General features: G+C 68.7%; 13 protein-coding genes. 7 read left to right on the top strand and 6 right to left on the bottom strand.

The features are described from left to right. Positions 1-50: 50 nt before the first annotated feature. The gene (nudC, locus tag AC3WT0_RS11185; RefSeq protein ID WP_492753653.1) at positions 51-866 is read left to right on the top strand and encodes an NAD(+) diphosphatase; all 816 of its coding nucleotides are present in this window, start codon (positions 51-53) and stop codon (positions 864-866) included. A gap of 71 nt (positions 867-937) precedes the next feature. On the opposite strand, the gene AC3WT0_RS11180 is transcribed toward nudC, so the two are convergent. Continuing rightward, the gene (locus AC3WT0_RS11180; protein WP_492753626.1) at positions 938-1,831 is read right to left on the bottom strand and encodes a prephenate dehydratase; all 894 of its coding nucleotides are present in this window, start codon (positions 1,829-1,831) and stop codon (positions 938-940) included. A 159-nt stretch (positions 1,832-1,990) separates the two neighbouring features. Here AC3WT0_RS11180 and AC3WT0_RS11175 point away from each other — a divergent pair, with 159 nt between their 5' ends. The 3 genes from AC3WT0_RS11175 (at position 1,991) to AC3WT0_RS11165 (ending at position 4,153) form a co-directional block, all read left to right on the top strand. Next, the gene (locus AC3WT0_RS11175) at positions 1,991-2,647 is read left to right on the top strand and encodes a c-type cytochrome (protein WP_492753625.1); all 657 of its coding nucleotides are present in this window, start codon (positions 1,991-1,993) and stop codon (positions 2,645-2,647) included. A 33-nt stretch (positions 2,648-2,680) separates the two neighbouring features. After that, the gene (gene aroC / locus AC3WT0_RS11170; protein WP_492753624.1) at positions 2,681-3,751 is read left to right on the top strand and encodes a chorismate synthase; all 1,071 of its coding nucleotides are present in this window, start codon (positions 2,681-2,683) and stop codon (positions 3,749-3,751) included. Between the two features lie 138 nt (positions 3,752-3,889). Further along, entirely contained in the window at positions 3,890-4,153 is a 264-nt protein-coding gene (locus tag AC3WT0_RS11165; protein WP_492753623.1) for a hypothetical protein, read from the top strand. Positions 4,154-4,352: 199 nt separating this feature from the next. Here the strand turns inward: AC3WT0_RS11165 and AC3WT0_RS11160 are convergent, their stop codons facing one another. Then, positions 4,353-5,642: an adenylosuccinate synthase gene (locus AC3WT0_RS11160; RefSeq protein WP_492753621.1), complete on the bottom strand. Its 1,290-nt coding sequence runs from the start codon at positions 5,640-5,642 to the stop codon at positions 4,353-4,355. Positions 5,643-5,861: 219 nt separating this feature from the next. On the opposite strand from AC3WT0_RS11160, the gene AC3WT0_RS11155 reads away from it, so the two are divergent. Then, positions 5,862-6,728 (top strand): alpha/beta hydrolase, encoded by an 867-nt coding sequence (locus tag AC3WT0_RS11155; RefSeq protein ID WP_492753620.1) that lies wholly within the window; start codon positions 5,862-5,864, stop codon positions 6,726-6,728. A 1-nt stretch (position 6,729) separates the two neighbouring features. On the opposite strand, the gene AC3WT0_RS11150 is transcribed toward AC3WT0_RS11155, so the two are convergent. Together AC3WT0_RS11150 and AC3WT0_RS11145 are read right to left on the bottom strand one after the other, a co-directional pair. Further along, entirely contained in the window at positions 6,730-7,521 is a 792-nt protein-coding gene (locus AC3WT0_RS11150; RefSeq protein ID WP_492753652.1) for a helix-turn-helix domain-containing protein, read from the bottom strand. A gap of 382 nt (positions 7,522-7,903) precedes the next feature. Beyond that, the gene (locus AC3WT0_RS11145; protein ID WP_492753619.1) at positions 7,904-8,974 is read right to left on the bottom strand and encodes a GNAT family N-acetyltransferase; all 1,071 of its coding nucleotides are present in this window, start codon (positions 8,972-8,974) and stop codon (positions 7,904-7,906) included. An 80-nt stretch (positions 8,975-9,054) separates the two neighbouring features. On the opposite strand from AC3WT0_RS11145, the gene AC3WT0_RS11140 reads away from it, so the two are divergent. Next, a complete protein-coding gene (locus tag AC3WT0_RS11140) occupies positions 9,055-9,540 on the top strand; it encodes a DUF2721 domain-containing protein (protein WP_492753650.1) in 486 nt (161 codons plus the stop codon). Between the two features lie 410 nt (positions 9,541-9,950). On the opposite strand, the gene AC3WT0_RS11135 is transcribed toward AC3WT0_RS11140, so the two are convergent. Both AC3WT0_RS11135 and AC3WT0_RS11130 read right to left on the bottom strand, forming a co-directional pair. Continuing rightward, complete coding sequence (locus AC3WT0_RS11135) at positions 9,951-10,484, bottom strand: hypothetical protein (protein WP_492753618.1); 534 nt, start codon at positions 10,482-10,484, stop codon at positions 9,951-9,953. Further along, positions 10,484-10,999 (bottom strand): hypothetical protein, encoded by a 516-nt coding sequence (locus AC3WT0_RS11130; protein WP_492753617.1) that lies wholly within the window; start codon positions 10,997-10,999, stop codon positions 10,484-10,486. The genes AC3WT0_RS11135 and AC3WT0_RS11130 overlap by 1 nt, the downstream gene beginning before the upstream one ends. A 128-nt stretch (positions 11,000-11,127) precedes the next feature. Between AC3WT0_RS11130 and AC3WT0_RS11125 the strand changes: the two genes are divergently transcribed. Further along, on the top strand, positions 11,128-12,399 hold the full coding sequence (locus AC3WT0_RS11125) for an MFS transporter (RefSeq protein ID WP_492753615.1): 1,272 nt from the start codon (positions 11,128-11,130) through the stop codon (positions 12,397-12,399). The last annotated feature ends 50 nt before the right edge of the window (positions 12,400-12,449 follow it).

Raw genomic sequence — 12,449 nt, 5'->3', positions numbered from 1 at the left:
CCGGATTCACCGGATCGACGCTCGACCGCGCCGATCATCTGCGCACCGACATGGAAGCGCTGGCCGCCGCCATGTCGGACTGGCGCGCCCGCCTGCTGCGCCTCGACGGCATCGATCCGATCCTCGACGATCTCGGCCGCCTCGCCTGGGCAAGCCTTGCCGAGGCGCGCGACACGTCGGAGCTGCTGCTGCTCGGGCTCGACGAAGGCCGCCCGCGCTTCGTCGAGTTCCACCGCGACATTCCCGAAGGCGCGGCGCGCTCCTACGCCATCTTCCGCCTGCTCGACATCCTCCCGCGCGAGGAAGCAGCGACCTATGCCGCAGCGCGCAGCCTGATCGACTGGCATGTGCGCCTGCGCTTCTGCCCGGTCTGCGGGTCGCAGGACCTGCGCCTCCACCGCGCCGGCTGGGGCCGCCGCTGCGCCAATTGCGGGACCGAGCATTTCCCGCGCGTCGATCCCGTCGTCATCATGCTCGCCGAGCATGAGGGGCGTGTGCTCGTCGGCCGCCAGCCGCGCTATCCCGAAGGCCGCTATTCGGCGCTCGCCGGCTTCGTCGAACCCGGCGAATCGATCGAGGAAGCGGTGACGCGCGAACTGTATGAGGAAGCCGGCATCCGCGTCCGCGACGTGCGCTACATCGTCAGCCAGCCCTGGCCCTTCCCCTCGTCGCTGATGATGGCCTGCGTCGCGACGACCGACGATCCGGCGCTTACCATCGACACGACCGAGCTTGAGGACGCCTTCTGGGTCGACCGCGAAGGTGTGCGCGCCGCGATGGACGGCGAACCCGGCGCGCCGTTCCTGCCCCCTCCGCCCTATGCCATCGCCCACACGCTGTTCCGCTGGTGGCTGGGGGAGGAGTGATCGTTCTCCCGCCGCTAATCGGACATCCGCCCCTCTGGCCGACCCGCACTCAATGACGAGATAAACAGCCCTCACACCACCGTGCGCGGGCGCTCCTGCGGATAGACGCCCAGGATGCGCACCCACTTGCTGTGGAAGCGCAGTTCCTCCAGCGCGCGGTCGACCGCCGGGTCGCCCGGCGCGCCTTCGATGTCGGCGAAGAATTCGGTGGCCGCGAAGCTCGCCCCGCGCTGGTAGCTTTCCAGCTTGGTCATGTTGACGCCGTTGGTCGCGAAGCCGCCCATCGCCTTGTAGAGCGCGGCGGGGATGTTCTTCACCTCGAACAGGAAAGTGGTCATCAGCGGCTGGTCGCGCGCCGGATCGCGCGCGTCGCGCGCCAGGATGGTGAAGCGCGTGGTGTTGTCGTCGCCGTCCTCGATGCTCTCGGCGATCAGGTCGAGCGCATAGAGCTGCGCCGCCAGCGCGGGCGCGATCGCCGCGACGCCGGGCTCGGCTTCCTCGGCGACGAGGGCCGCGGCCGCAGCCGTGTCGGCATAGGCGACGGGAGTGATTCCCCGCGCGCGCAACCAGTTGCGGCACTGGCCCAGCGCCTGCGGATGGCTCATCGCCTGCACCACCGATTCGCCCGCCCGCCCGATCAGGCAGTGGCGGACGCGCAAAAAATGCTCCGCGACGATCGACAGGCCGGATTCGGGCAGCAGGAAATGCATGTCGGCGACGCGGCCGTGGAGCGAATTCTCGATCGGGATTATGGCGTGGCCGGCCGCGCCGGACCGCACTGCATCGATGGCATCCTCGAAGGAAAAGCAGGGCAACGGCAGGCCGTCGGGGAAATGCTCGATCGCCGCGAGGTGCGAATTTGCGCCGGGCGCGCCCTGAAAGGCGACCGCGCGCGCAGGGTCGGCGGCGGCGGCGGCGGCCATTTCATCGACGAGGCGGCGGGCGGGTGCGGCGTAGCTTTCCATGTTGTCGGCGGCGCTTAAGGCCAGCGACGCCCCTCGGCAAGCGCCGCTTGCGGAGGCGCAATTGCGATTCTATGGAAATCAGGTTGTTCGAATGCGGGCGGCATGTCCCGCAACGATTGGCCGGTTTGGAGAGGCCGCAAGGGGAGGCGTCAGGGGCTCATGGATAATCGCACGAACACGATAGCCGGTTGGGTACTGGGTGCGGCCATCGTCGCGCTCGGCGTCGGAATCGTGAGCGGAGAATATTTTCACGGCGGGCGGCCCGAAAAGATGGGCTATCCGATCGAAGGCGTCGAGGAAGAAGGCGGCGCCGGCGCTGCCGCCGAGGTTCCCATCGAAACGCTGCTCGCCAAGGCCGATCCTGCGGCGGGCGAGAAGGTCTTTGCCAAGTGCGCGGCCTGCCATACCGCGACCAAGGGCGGCGCGAACGGCATCGGCCCCAATCTGTGGAACGTCGTGGGTGAGGGCATCGGCCAGGGCGCCGGCGGCTTCCCCTTCTCCGATGCCCTGAAGAGCAAGGGCGGCACCTGGAATTTCGATCTGCTCAACCAGTGGCTGAGCAGCCCGCGCAAGTTCGCCGAAGGCACCAAGATGACCTTCGCCGGCCTGTCGAAGGGCGAGGATCGCGCGAACGTCATCGCCTGGCTCAACCAGCAGAGCGATCATCCGCAGCCGTTGCCGACTGCGGCTGCGGCACCCGCAGCCGACGCCGCTGCCAAGACCGACGAGGCCGCCAATGCGTCGGCGCCCGCCGGCAACGCGGTCGAGCCGGCCAATGCGGCTGCACCGGCTGCGGCTCCCGCAACGCACAAGTGATCGCGCGCGCCTCGGCGGCCGGAGGCGCCTGACATGTCGTTCAACAGTTTCGGCCGCGTTTTCCGTTTCACAACCTGGGGCGAAAGCCACGGGCCGGCGCTCGGCGCGGTCGTCGATGGCTGCCCGCCCGGCCTGTCGCTTGGCGAAGCCGATATCCAGCCCTGGCTCGACCGGCGTCGCCCCGGCACATCGCGCTTCACCACCCAGCGGCAGGAACCCGATCGGGTCCGCATCCTTTCCGGGGTGTTCGAGGGGCTGACGACGGGCACCCCGATCAGCCTGATGATCGAGAATGTCGACCAGCGCTCGAAGGATTATTCGGACGTCGCCAGGGCCTATCGCCCCGGCCATGCCGATTATGCCTATGACGCGAAATACGGCTTTCGCGACTATCGCGGCGGCGGCCGCTCCTCGGCGCGCGAGACGGCGGCGCGTGTCGCGGCCGGCGCGGTCGCGCGCGCGGTGATCGCCGAGGTGCGGATTCGCGCCTGGGTCTCCGAGGTCGGCGGCGACGCGATCGATCCGTCGGCGTTCGACGATGCGCAGATCGACGCCAATCCCTTCTTCTGCCCCGATGCCGCCGCCGCCGATCGCTGGGCCGACGCGATCGATGCCGCGCGCAAGGCGGGCTCCTCGCTCGGCGCGATCGTCGAGTGCGAGGCGACGGGCGTGCCGGCGGGCTGGGGTGCGCCGCTCTATGCCAAGCTCGACAGCGAGCTTGCCGCCGCCGCCATGTCGATCAACGCGGTCAAGGGCGTCGAGATCGGCGACGGCTTCGCCGCCGCGCGCCTGACCGGCGAGCAGAATGCCGATCCGATGCGCCCGGGCAATGACGGGCCGATCTTCGAGGCCAATCATGCAGGCGGGATCGCCGGCGGCATCTCGACCGGCCAGCCCGTCCGCCTGCGCGTCGCCTTCAAGCCGACCAGCTCGATCCTCACTCCGGTGCCGACGATCACGCGCGACGGCGAGGCGACCGAGATCATGACCAGGGGCCGCCACGATCCCTGCGTCGGCATTCGCGGCGTGCCGGTGGTCGAAGCGATGATGGCGCTGGTCCTCGCCGACCAGAAACTGCTCCACCGGGCCCAGACGGGCCGCTGACCCTAACGGCCGACGACGAGCCGAGCCGCGCGCGCGGCGGAGTCATCGACCGTTCGACGATCCGCCGCAATCCCCGGTCAAACGGCGGAAAGCATTTCAAAGCCCGCGCGTTTTCTTTCCCGCAATAGGAGAGAGCATATGCGCAAGACCTTCCTGATCGCCGCGGCCGCCGCGACGCTCGCCATCCCCGCCATCGCGCAGACGACCAGTCCCCCCGATCCCGCCCAGCCCGCGCCGATGCCGGGCCAGAGCACCGCGCCGGAACAGGACCCTTCCGCGCTCCCCAGGCCGGGCTCGACCCCGCAGCCCGCACCCACGCTCGATCCATCGGTCGACAAGAACAATAATGGCGTTCCCGACGACAAGGAAACGCCCAAGCCTCACCACACGCCGCGCGCGTAGTTGATCGAGGCGCCTGACAGCTCCGGGGCAGCCCCGCCCCGGAGCGCTTGTTATTGATGACGTGCTTTCAGCACGAGCTTGGCGGCGCCGGCCCGCTCCCCCACCCGGCCTCCCAACGACAGTATCGTGAATGGGAGGCCGGGTGGGGGAGCGGGCCGGTGCCGCGAAATGCGCCGTCAGCGCATTTCACGACCCAAACTCAATCCGCAAACGGATCGCGGACGAGGATCGTGTCCTCGCGTTCGGGGCTGGTCGAAACCAGCGCCACCGGGCAGCGGATCAGCTCTTCGACGCGCTTGATATATTTGATCGCCTGCGCGGGAAGCTGCGCCCAGCTCCGCGCGCCCGCCGTCGATTCCTGCCAGCCTTCGATTTCCTCGTAGACCGGCTCGGCCAGCGCCTGATCGGCGGCGTGCGCGGGGAAATAATCGAGCAGCTCGCCCCGCACCCGGTATCCGGTGCAGATCTTCAGCGTCTCGAACCCGTCGAGCACGTCGAGCTTGGTGAGCGCGATGCCGGTGATCCCCGAAACCGCGGCCGACTGGCGCACCAGCACCGCGTCGAACCAGCCGCAGCGCCGCTTGCGCCCGGTGACGGTGCCGAACTCGTGCCCGCGCGTGCCCAGCCGCTCGCCCGTCTCGTCGGTCAGCTCGGTCGGGAACGGCCCCGATCCGACGCGCGTCGTATAGGCCTTCACGATGCCGAGTACATAGCCGACCGCCGCCGGCCCCAGCCCCGATCCGCCCGCCGCGGTCCCCGCGATCGTGTTGGACGAGGTGACGAAGGGATAGGTGCCGTGATCGACGTCGAGCAGCACGCCCTGCGCGCCTTCGAAGAGGATGCGGTCGCCGCGCCGCCGCGCCTCGTCGAGCATCCGCCACACCGGGCACGCGAACTGGAGCACGAAATCGGCGATCCCGCGCAGCTCGGCGAGCAGCGCGTCGCGATCGATCGGCGGCTCGCCGAAGCCCGCGCGCAGCGCGTCATGATGCGCGGTCAGGCGGTCGAGCTGGGGCGCCAGATCGTCGAGATGCGCAAGGTCGCACACGCGGATCGCTCGGCGGCCGACCTTGTCCTCATAGGCCGGGCCGATGCCGCGCCGCGTCGTGCCGATCTTGCCGGCGCCGCTCGCATCCTCGCGCAGCGCGTCGAGGTCGCGGTGGAAAGGCAGGATCAGCGGACAGTTGTCGGCGATATGCAGCGTCTCGGGGCTCACCTTCACGCCCTGCGCGCTCAGCTTCTCGACCTCGGCCTTCAGCGCCCAGGGATCGAGCACCACGCCGTTGCCGATGACCGAGGGCGTGCCGCGCACGATGCCCGAGGGCAGCAGCGACAATTTATAGGTCTGGTTGCCCACCACCAGCGTATGCCCGGCATTGTGGCCGCCCTGGAAGCGGACGACCATACCCGCCCGCGACGCCAGCCAGTCGACGATCTTGCCCTTGCCCTCGTCGCCCCACTGGGCGCCGATCACGGTTACATTTGCCACGCAGATTGTCCCGAAAGTTGCGGCGACCGCCTATCGGACGGGGGCCGCCACGTCCACCCCACATTGGCGCCCGATATCGGCATATCCTCCGGCCACCCGTCATTGCGAGCATCGCGAAGCAATCCAGACGAAGCCCGTCGCCCCGCCGGATAGCAGCGCTGCGCTCACAATGACGATGCCCCCTTCCCCCCTGCGCACGCCTATGGTCTGATCGCGCGCATGAAGCTCCGGCTCCTCGCCTTCGCGCTGATCGCCTGCCTTTTCGCCTTCGCGACGCCGGTGGTGCTGGCGCAGCGGACGAGCACGGGTACGCTCATCCAGCGCACCGATCTCAAATATGATCTCGATCCCCGCCAGCGGCTGATCGTCTGGACGACGCGCCACAAGGGGCGCTGGCCGCTGATGATCTATCTCCATGGCGGCGGCTGGAGCGCTGGCGATCCCCGTGCGGGCGGGGGGGAGAAGCCGCGCCACTTCCTCGACCAGCATTTCGTCTACAGCTCGGTCACCTACCGCTTCGTGCCGCAGGTGACGGTGGAACAGCAGATAGGCGACGTCGCCCGCGCGATCGCCTGGCTGCGCAGCAATGCCGGCAACATCGGGGCCGATCCCAACCGCATCGTCCTCGTCGGCCACAGCTCGGGCGCGCATCTGGCCGCGATGATCGCCAGCGATCCGCAGTGGCTGGCGGTAGCCAAGGTCCCCTTCGACACAATCCGCGCCGTGGTGCTGATCGACGGCGCCGCGTTCGACGTGCCGACGATGATGTCGGGCTCGCCGGGCACGTCCATGCCTTATTATGGCCCCGCCTTCGGCGCCGATCCCGCGCGCCGCCTCCGCCTCTCGCCGATCGCGCATCTCGATCCGCCCAATGCTCCCGCCTGGCTCTTCCTGCAGGATGCCCGCCGCCTCGAAGGCTATGCCCAGGCCGAGGCCCTCGCCGCCCCCCTGCGCAAGGGCGGCGCGGTGACCGAGATCGTTCCGGTCCCCGACAGCAACCATATGCAGCTCAACAACAATCTCGGCATCGAAGGCGATTTCGCGACGATGAAGATGGACGCGTTTCTGAAAGCCCAGGGCTTCTAGCTCAGCCTATCGTCACACCCACCACGCGCCAGTCGCCATCGACGCGCTCGAGCGCCACCGTCTCCACCGTCTCGCCCTTGCTCGCGAAGCGGGTGCGGAACTTGACCACTTCATAGCCGGCCGGCGGGGCAGGCAGATTTTCCTGGCTGAGGAAGCTGCGCGAGATCGCCGCGCCAAGCGGCTTGCGCACCTTTTCGGAAACCGAGGCCCAGACTTCGGCCGTATTCTGCTTCTGGAACGCGGTGCCCGTCGCCCGATAGCTTTCGTCCCAGCGCCCCTGATCGAGCAGCGCCAGCCATTGGCGCGCGAAAGTCACCGCTTCGGCATTGGCCGTGGCCTCGGCGGCGGAAGCGGGCGAGGTAGAATCGGCTTGGGGCGACGCGGCAAGCGCCAGCAGTCCGAGCAGAAGAGTCATGAGAAGCGCTCCGATGATGATCCGGGGCCGGCGCAGCGCCCGCCCCACGCCGCTGACCGGCGCGCTTCCCTGATCCACCCCCGGGGCCGCCGCGTCCTCCCCGATTCCCCTGTCCCCCAATAAATAGGGGTCCCCCGGCAAATCGGGGTCCGCCAGCGCTGCGCCGCCTTCCGCCGCCAGCAGCAGGCGCGCCGCCTCGCGGCTGCTCGACACCGCCATCTTGCGCCGCGCATCGCGCAGCCGCTCGTTGATCGTGTGGACCGAAAGCCCAAGGCTGCGCGCGGTCGACTTGGCATCGTGGCCGCGGACGATCAGGCGAAGCGTCGGCTTCTCCTTCTCGGTCAGCGCCCGAAGCCCGTCTCTCGCCGGCATGTCCATATCATCGGGGACTAGGTCAGCCACCCGGCCGCAGCTACCCCCAAAAATTCGTATCCCGGCAAAGCCGCGACGGCCGGAGCGCCCGCGTCGCCAAATGCTGTCCTACAGCCCCGGCGCAATGTTATGCGGAATGCAGGCGCATGACGCCCCGCTCTTTGACATCGCCCGAGCTCCGAAGTTGAGAAGACCGCTCCAGCCTCTCAACTTTGTCAACTTCCAGCGACGGAAATCCCGCTTTTCCGCCATTCCCTACAACGACCATCGTCACGCTGCCCCCCGTCATTGCGAGCGCAGCGAAGCAATCCAGACGATGCCTGACACCCCACTGGATTGCTTCGCTGCGCTCGCAATGACGACAAGGATCGAGGCGCAGGCTCAACCCTCACCCGCCCCACATCCGTGCCGCGATCCCCGCGCCCAGCCCTTCGCGCACGAACAGGCAATCGACGATCCGCGGTGCCTCCGCCGCGCCGATGACGCGCTTGTAGCCGCTGTCGCCCGCCCCCCAGTCGACCCGCGCGATCCCGCGCGCCATGCCATGCTCGAGGTTGCGATACTGGAGCAGCTTGCCGGGGCTGTGCCGCGCGAAGGCCGGATCATAGCTGTTGGCGATCGCATATCTGGTCGCCCCCACATCGAGGTCGAAGGAGAAAGCTGCCGGCCGTCCGCCGACGCGAAGCAGCGCGACATGCATCATCGCCGCGATCGCGGGGTCGCCCGCCACCTCGCGCCAGAACGGTTCGTGCGCGCTGTCGTGGAATTTGGCGTCCTCGCCCTCGGTGCGCGTCGCGATCCAGCTCTTGGCCTCGATCGCGCCGAGATCGTCGATCAGCCGCGCCGTCCAGTCCGCGCCGCTGTGGAAGGACCAGCCGGGCGCGCCATGCGCCGCCAGATGCTTTTCGTGGAAGCGGTTCTTCCGCAGCGTCGATCCGCGCGGCCATGCGCCTTCCGCCTGCAACGCCGCGATGTCGAGGACGAAGCGCCGCGCGACGGTCCGCTCGATCAGCCGCCACCCCGCTGCCGGCGCCTCGGTGCGCAACCTGGCAAGCAGCGGATCGTCTCCATTGACCGGCCCCATCCGCCACGCCCGCACCCGCCCCGCGACCAGGCGCAGCAGCGCGCGGAGCAGCTCTGCAGGCGCGTCGTCGGCGATCGGAAAGGTGCGGAAGGGCCAGTAACATCCCGGCACCGCCGCCAGCCCAAGCGCCGCCGGGCCGACACCGGCCAGCGGCAGCGCGATCGCCGCCCTGCCCGCGGCGTCATAGGCGACGAAACTGCGCGGATCGCGCCCGCCATAGGCGCTCAGCGCGGCGCGATACCAGCTCGCGCGCAGGAACCCCGCCGGGGTGCAGCGCGCCGCCACGTCGTCGATCGCATTCGCCACGCCCGCGACCGCCAGCACCGGCGGCCCGGCGGGCGGAATGAAATGCGAAGCGGAATGCGGCTTGTTCACCCCGCCAGCCTAGCCGCGCCTCCGTTACCAAGGCGTGTTCGCGCTTGACCGGATGGGCTGGTGCGCGCCATCCCTGCGCCATGCCCGAACTGCCCGCCATTTCCAGCATCGCGCAGACGATCCAGCTCGCGATCGCGCCCGTCTTCCTCCTCGCGGGGCTGGGCGCGATCCTCAACGTCATCGCCGGCCGCCTCGCGCGCGTCGTCGATCGCTCGCGCTGGCTGGCCGAGCGCCACGCCACCTCGACGGGCGAGGAGCATGAGCGGATCGTGTGGGAGCTGCGCATCCTCGACAGGCGGATGGATCTCGCCAATCTCGCCATCTGGCTGTGCGTGTCGAGCGCGATCGCGGTCTGTACGCTCGTCGCGCTGCTCTTCGTCACCCAGCTCGCGCATCTCGCCTTCCGTCAGGCGGTGGCGGCGGCCTTCATCGTCGCGATGCTGCTGCTGATCGCCGCGCTGGTGACCTTCCTGCTCGAAATCAGGGTGGCGCGGATCAGTTTCCGCATCCGCGAAGAACTGCTCGAGCTCGACGAAGCCCGCCGCCTGCGCCGCGCAAGGCGCTGAGACTATCCCCATCTCCCGTCATTGCGAGAAGGCGAAGCCGACGAAGCAATCCAGCCGATGCCCGGAAATCTCGCCTGGATTGCCGCGCTGCGCTCACGATGACGGACGCCCGAAACTGAAAAAGGGCTGCCGGGCCTCGAAGACCCGGCAACCCCTTAACATGGTCAGCGGCCGGAAGTGCCGCCTCCGGGAAACTTAGGCGCAGCGCTTCAGGCGCGCATTTCCCGAACGGACTTGACCGACCTCTCTGCTGAACCATGAGACATCGGATCACCTCCTTTCGCTGGTTGAAGCCATTGTGCCCTGCGGCACGATCGGAAAGTGAATCATCATGATTCGACGATCAAGACTTGAAATGAAAATTTTTTCGGACAATTGTCAGGTTTCGCGCCGCGTTCCCGGTGCCCCCTTTACCGACAGGCTGAAACAACCTCGGCAATCGCCGGATCGATGGGCAGCGCCAGCGGCTCGCCGTCGTCGATCCGCACCCCGATCGCGCCGTCCGCCTTTGCCAGCACATCCCTGAACCACGGATATTTGGCCGAAAAGCTGGCGACCGTTTTCGCGCCGTCGCCCTGCGCGTCGAAACGCGTCGCGCCGCGATCGGTGATGATCTGTAGGTTGCCGCCGCTGATCGCGCCGCGCGTCATCACGATCATGTGGAGCTGATTGTCGCAGCGGATCGAAAAGCTCGGCTCGCCCGCCAGCCCGAAGCGCGCCTCGGGCCCGTCGACAAGCGTCCAGCGCCCCTCGGCCAGCGGGATGCCGTCAAGCTCGGGAATGTCGGTGCGCTCGGTGCTGATCCCGTCCCGGCCGGGCCGATCCTGTTCGTCGGCGGGCGTCGGCGCCTCGCTCTCCGAATGAACGATCGTCGCGTTGGAAGGCTGCGGCGGCCGGTCGCACGCAGCGAGCACAAGCGGAAGCAGCAGCCAGCCGCGCCGCATCAACGGCAATCCTCGGTCACGCGCAGCACTTCGGGCCATGCCGGCGCGATCAGGCGGGGAACGCCCGCGATCGTGACCATGAACCGCCCACGGCTATAGCCCATCTGGTCGAACAGCGGGCTCGATGCCGGCAGCGTCGCGCTGCCCGCCTTGATCGGCACGGCGCTCGCGCCGCTGCTCGTCTGGATCGTCATCGCGCCGGTGACCGCGGCGGCGGCGGGGCGAACGATCATGATCTCGCGCGTCTGGCGTGCGCAGATCAGGATCAGTTCGGCCGCCGGCGCCCCCGGCGCGGCGAAGCGTGCATTGCCCCCCGTCGCCGTCGCGCGATAGCTCCACGTGCCCGGCGTGATCGGCCAGTCGCGCCAATCGTCGCCCTCGGGCTTGACCGGTGCGGGCGGCGGCGCGGGTGGCGGCGGCGCCGGGGTGGGCGCAGGCGTCGGCGGCGCTTGCCGGGGCGCAACGCATGAGCAGGTCAGCAGGAAAAGACCGATCGCCGCACGCTGTTTCTTCAAGGACGCACTCCAGCACTCACCCAACGATCAGCGCAGGCATGGCCGGGCGAGCCGCGATTTGCAACCGCCCGCCGTCCTGGCCTAGCCTCCGCATGCGCCGAACCGGGCGCGAAGGGCGGGGAGCGATCATGGAAGCGCGGCGGCTGAAGTCGATCATCGGCGGATCGGCGGGCAATCTCGTCGAATGGTATGATTTCTATGCCTATGCGGCGCTCGCCATCTATTTCGCGCCGGCCTTCTTTCCCCAGGGCGATCGCACCGCGCAACTGCTCTCCACCGCCGCGATCTTCGGCGTCGGCTTCCTGATGCGCCCGATCGGGGCGTGGATCATGGGGATCTATGGTGACAGCCGGGGGCGCAAGGCCGGCCTCGCGCTGTCGGTCGGGCTGATGTTCGGCGGCTCGCTGCTCATCGCCGTCGCGCCCACCCATGCGCAGGCGGGGCTGCTCTCGCCGCTGTGGCTGCTCGTCGCGCGCATGCTGCAGGGGCTGTCGGTCGGCGGCGAATATGGGACGAGCGCCACCTATCTCTCCGAAATGGCCCCGCGCGCGCGGCGCGGCTTCTGGTCCAGCTTCCAATATGTCACCCTCGTCGGCGGCCAGCTTTCGGCGCTCGCCATCGTGCTGCTGCTCCAGGCCCTGCTCAGCGAGGCCCAGCTTGAAGCATGGGGCTGGCGCATCCCCTTCGCGCTCGGCGCTCTCCTCGCGCTCCTCGTCTATGTGCTGCGCCGCCGGCTCGCCGAAACCGCGTCGTTCGAGGCGATGGCGAAGGCCGATCGCCCCCGGTCGACGATCGGCAATCTGTGGCGCGCCCATCCCCGCGCCTTCCTGCTCGTCGTCGCGATCACCGCCGGGGGCAGCCTCGCCTTCTATGCCTACACCACCTACATGCAGAAATTCCTCGTCAACACGGCCGGTTTCGATCGCCAGACCGCGACCGGGGTGATGACCGGCGCGCTCGTCGTCTACATGTGCGCCCAGCCGCTTTTCGGGCATCTCGCCGATCGCTTCGGGCGCAAGCCGATGCTGCTGCTGTTCGGGATCGGCGCGATGATCGCGACGGTGCCGGCTTACAGCCTGCTCGCCGCCGGCCCCGCGCCCGCGCTCGCCTTCGCCGTCATCTGCGGGCTGCTCCTCCTGCTCTCGGGCTACACGGCGATCAGCGCGCTGGTGAAGGCGGAACTCTTCCCCGCCCATGTCCGCACGCTGGGCGTCGCGCTTCCCTATGCGATCGGCAACGCACTGTTCGGCGGCAGCGCCGAATATGTCGCGCTGTGGCTCAAGCAGGCAGGGGTCGAGGCCGGATTCTACTGGTATGTCGCGGCGATGGCGGGCGTCGCCACGATCGGTTTCCTGATGCTTCCGGAAACCCGACGCGACAGCCAGATCGCCGAAGATTGAGCGCCGCCGGGATCGGCGTCGGGCGAAGGCGCGTTATTGGATAAAAGCGA

The organism is Sphingomonas sp. EU05-FHT14C10 (assembly GCF_058790595.1).
Note: the sequence above shows the minus strand (reverse complement) of the source record. Positions and strands in the feature narration are given on the sequence as shown.

Excerpts from the sequence above, each read along its gene's own strand:
- nudC (WP_492753653.1), top strand. The coding sequence starts at position 51 with ATGGAAGCGCTGGCCGCCGCCATGTCGGACTGGCGCGCCCGCCTGCTG.
- AC3WT0_RS11180 (WP_492753626.1), bottom strand. The coding sequence starts at position 1,831 with ATGGAAAGCTACGCCGCACCCGCCCGCCGCCTCGTCGATGAAATGGCC.
- AC3WT0_RS11175 (WP_492753625.1), top strand. The coding sequence starts at position 1,991 with ATGGATAATCGCACGAACACGATAGCCGGTTGGGTACTGGGTGCGGCC.
- aroC (WP_492753624.1), top strand. The coding sequence starts at position 2,681 with ATGTCGTTCAACAGTTTCGGCCGCGTTTTCCGTTTCACAACCTGGGGC.
- AC3WT0_RS11165 (WP_492753623.1), top strand. The coding sequence starts at position 3,890 with ATGCGCAAGACCTTCCTGATCGCCGCGGCCGCCGCGACGCTCGCCATC.
- AC3WT0_RS11155 (WP_492753620.1), top strand. The coding sequence starts at position 5,862 with ATGAAGCTCCGGCTCCTCGCCTTCGCGCTGATCGCCTGCCTTTTCGCC.
- AC3WT0_RS11150 (WP_492753652.1), bottom strand. The coding sequence starts at position 7,521 with ATGGACATGCCGGCGAGAGACGGGCTTCGGGCGCTGACCGAGAAGGAG.
- AC3WT0_RS11140 (WP_492753650.1), top strand. The coding sequence starts at position 9,055 with ATGCCCGAACTGCCCGCCATTTCCAGCATCGCGCAGACGATCCAGCTC.
- AC3WT0_RS11135 (WP_492753618.1), bottom strand. The coding sequence starts at position 10,484 with ATGCGGCGCGGCTGGCTGCTGCTTCCGCTTGTGCTCGCTGCGTGCGAC.
- AC3WT0_RS11125 (WP_492753615.1), top strand. The coding sequence starts at position 11,128 with ATGGAAGCGCGGCGGCTGAAGTCGATCATCGGCGGATCGGCGGGCAAT.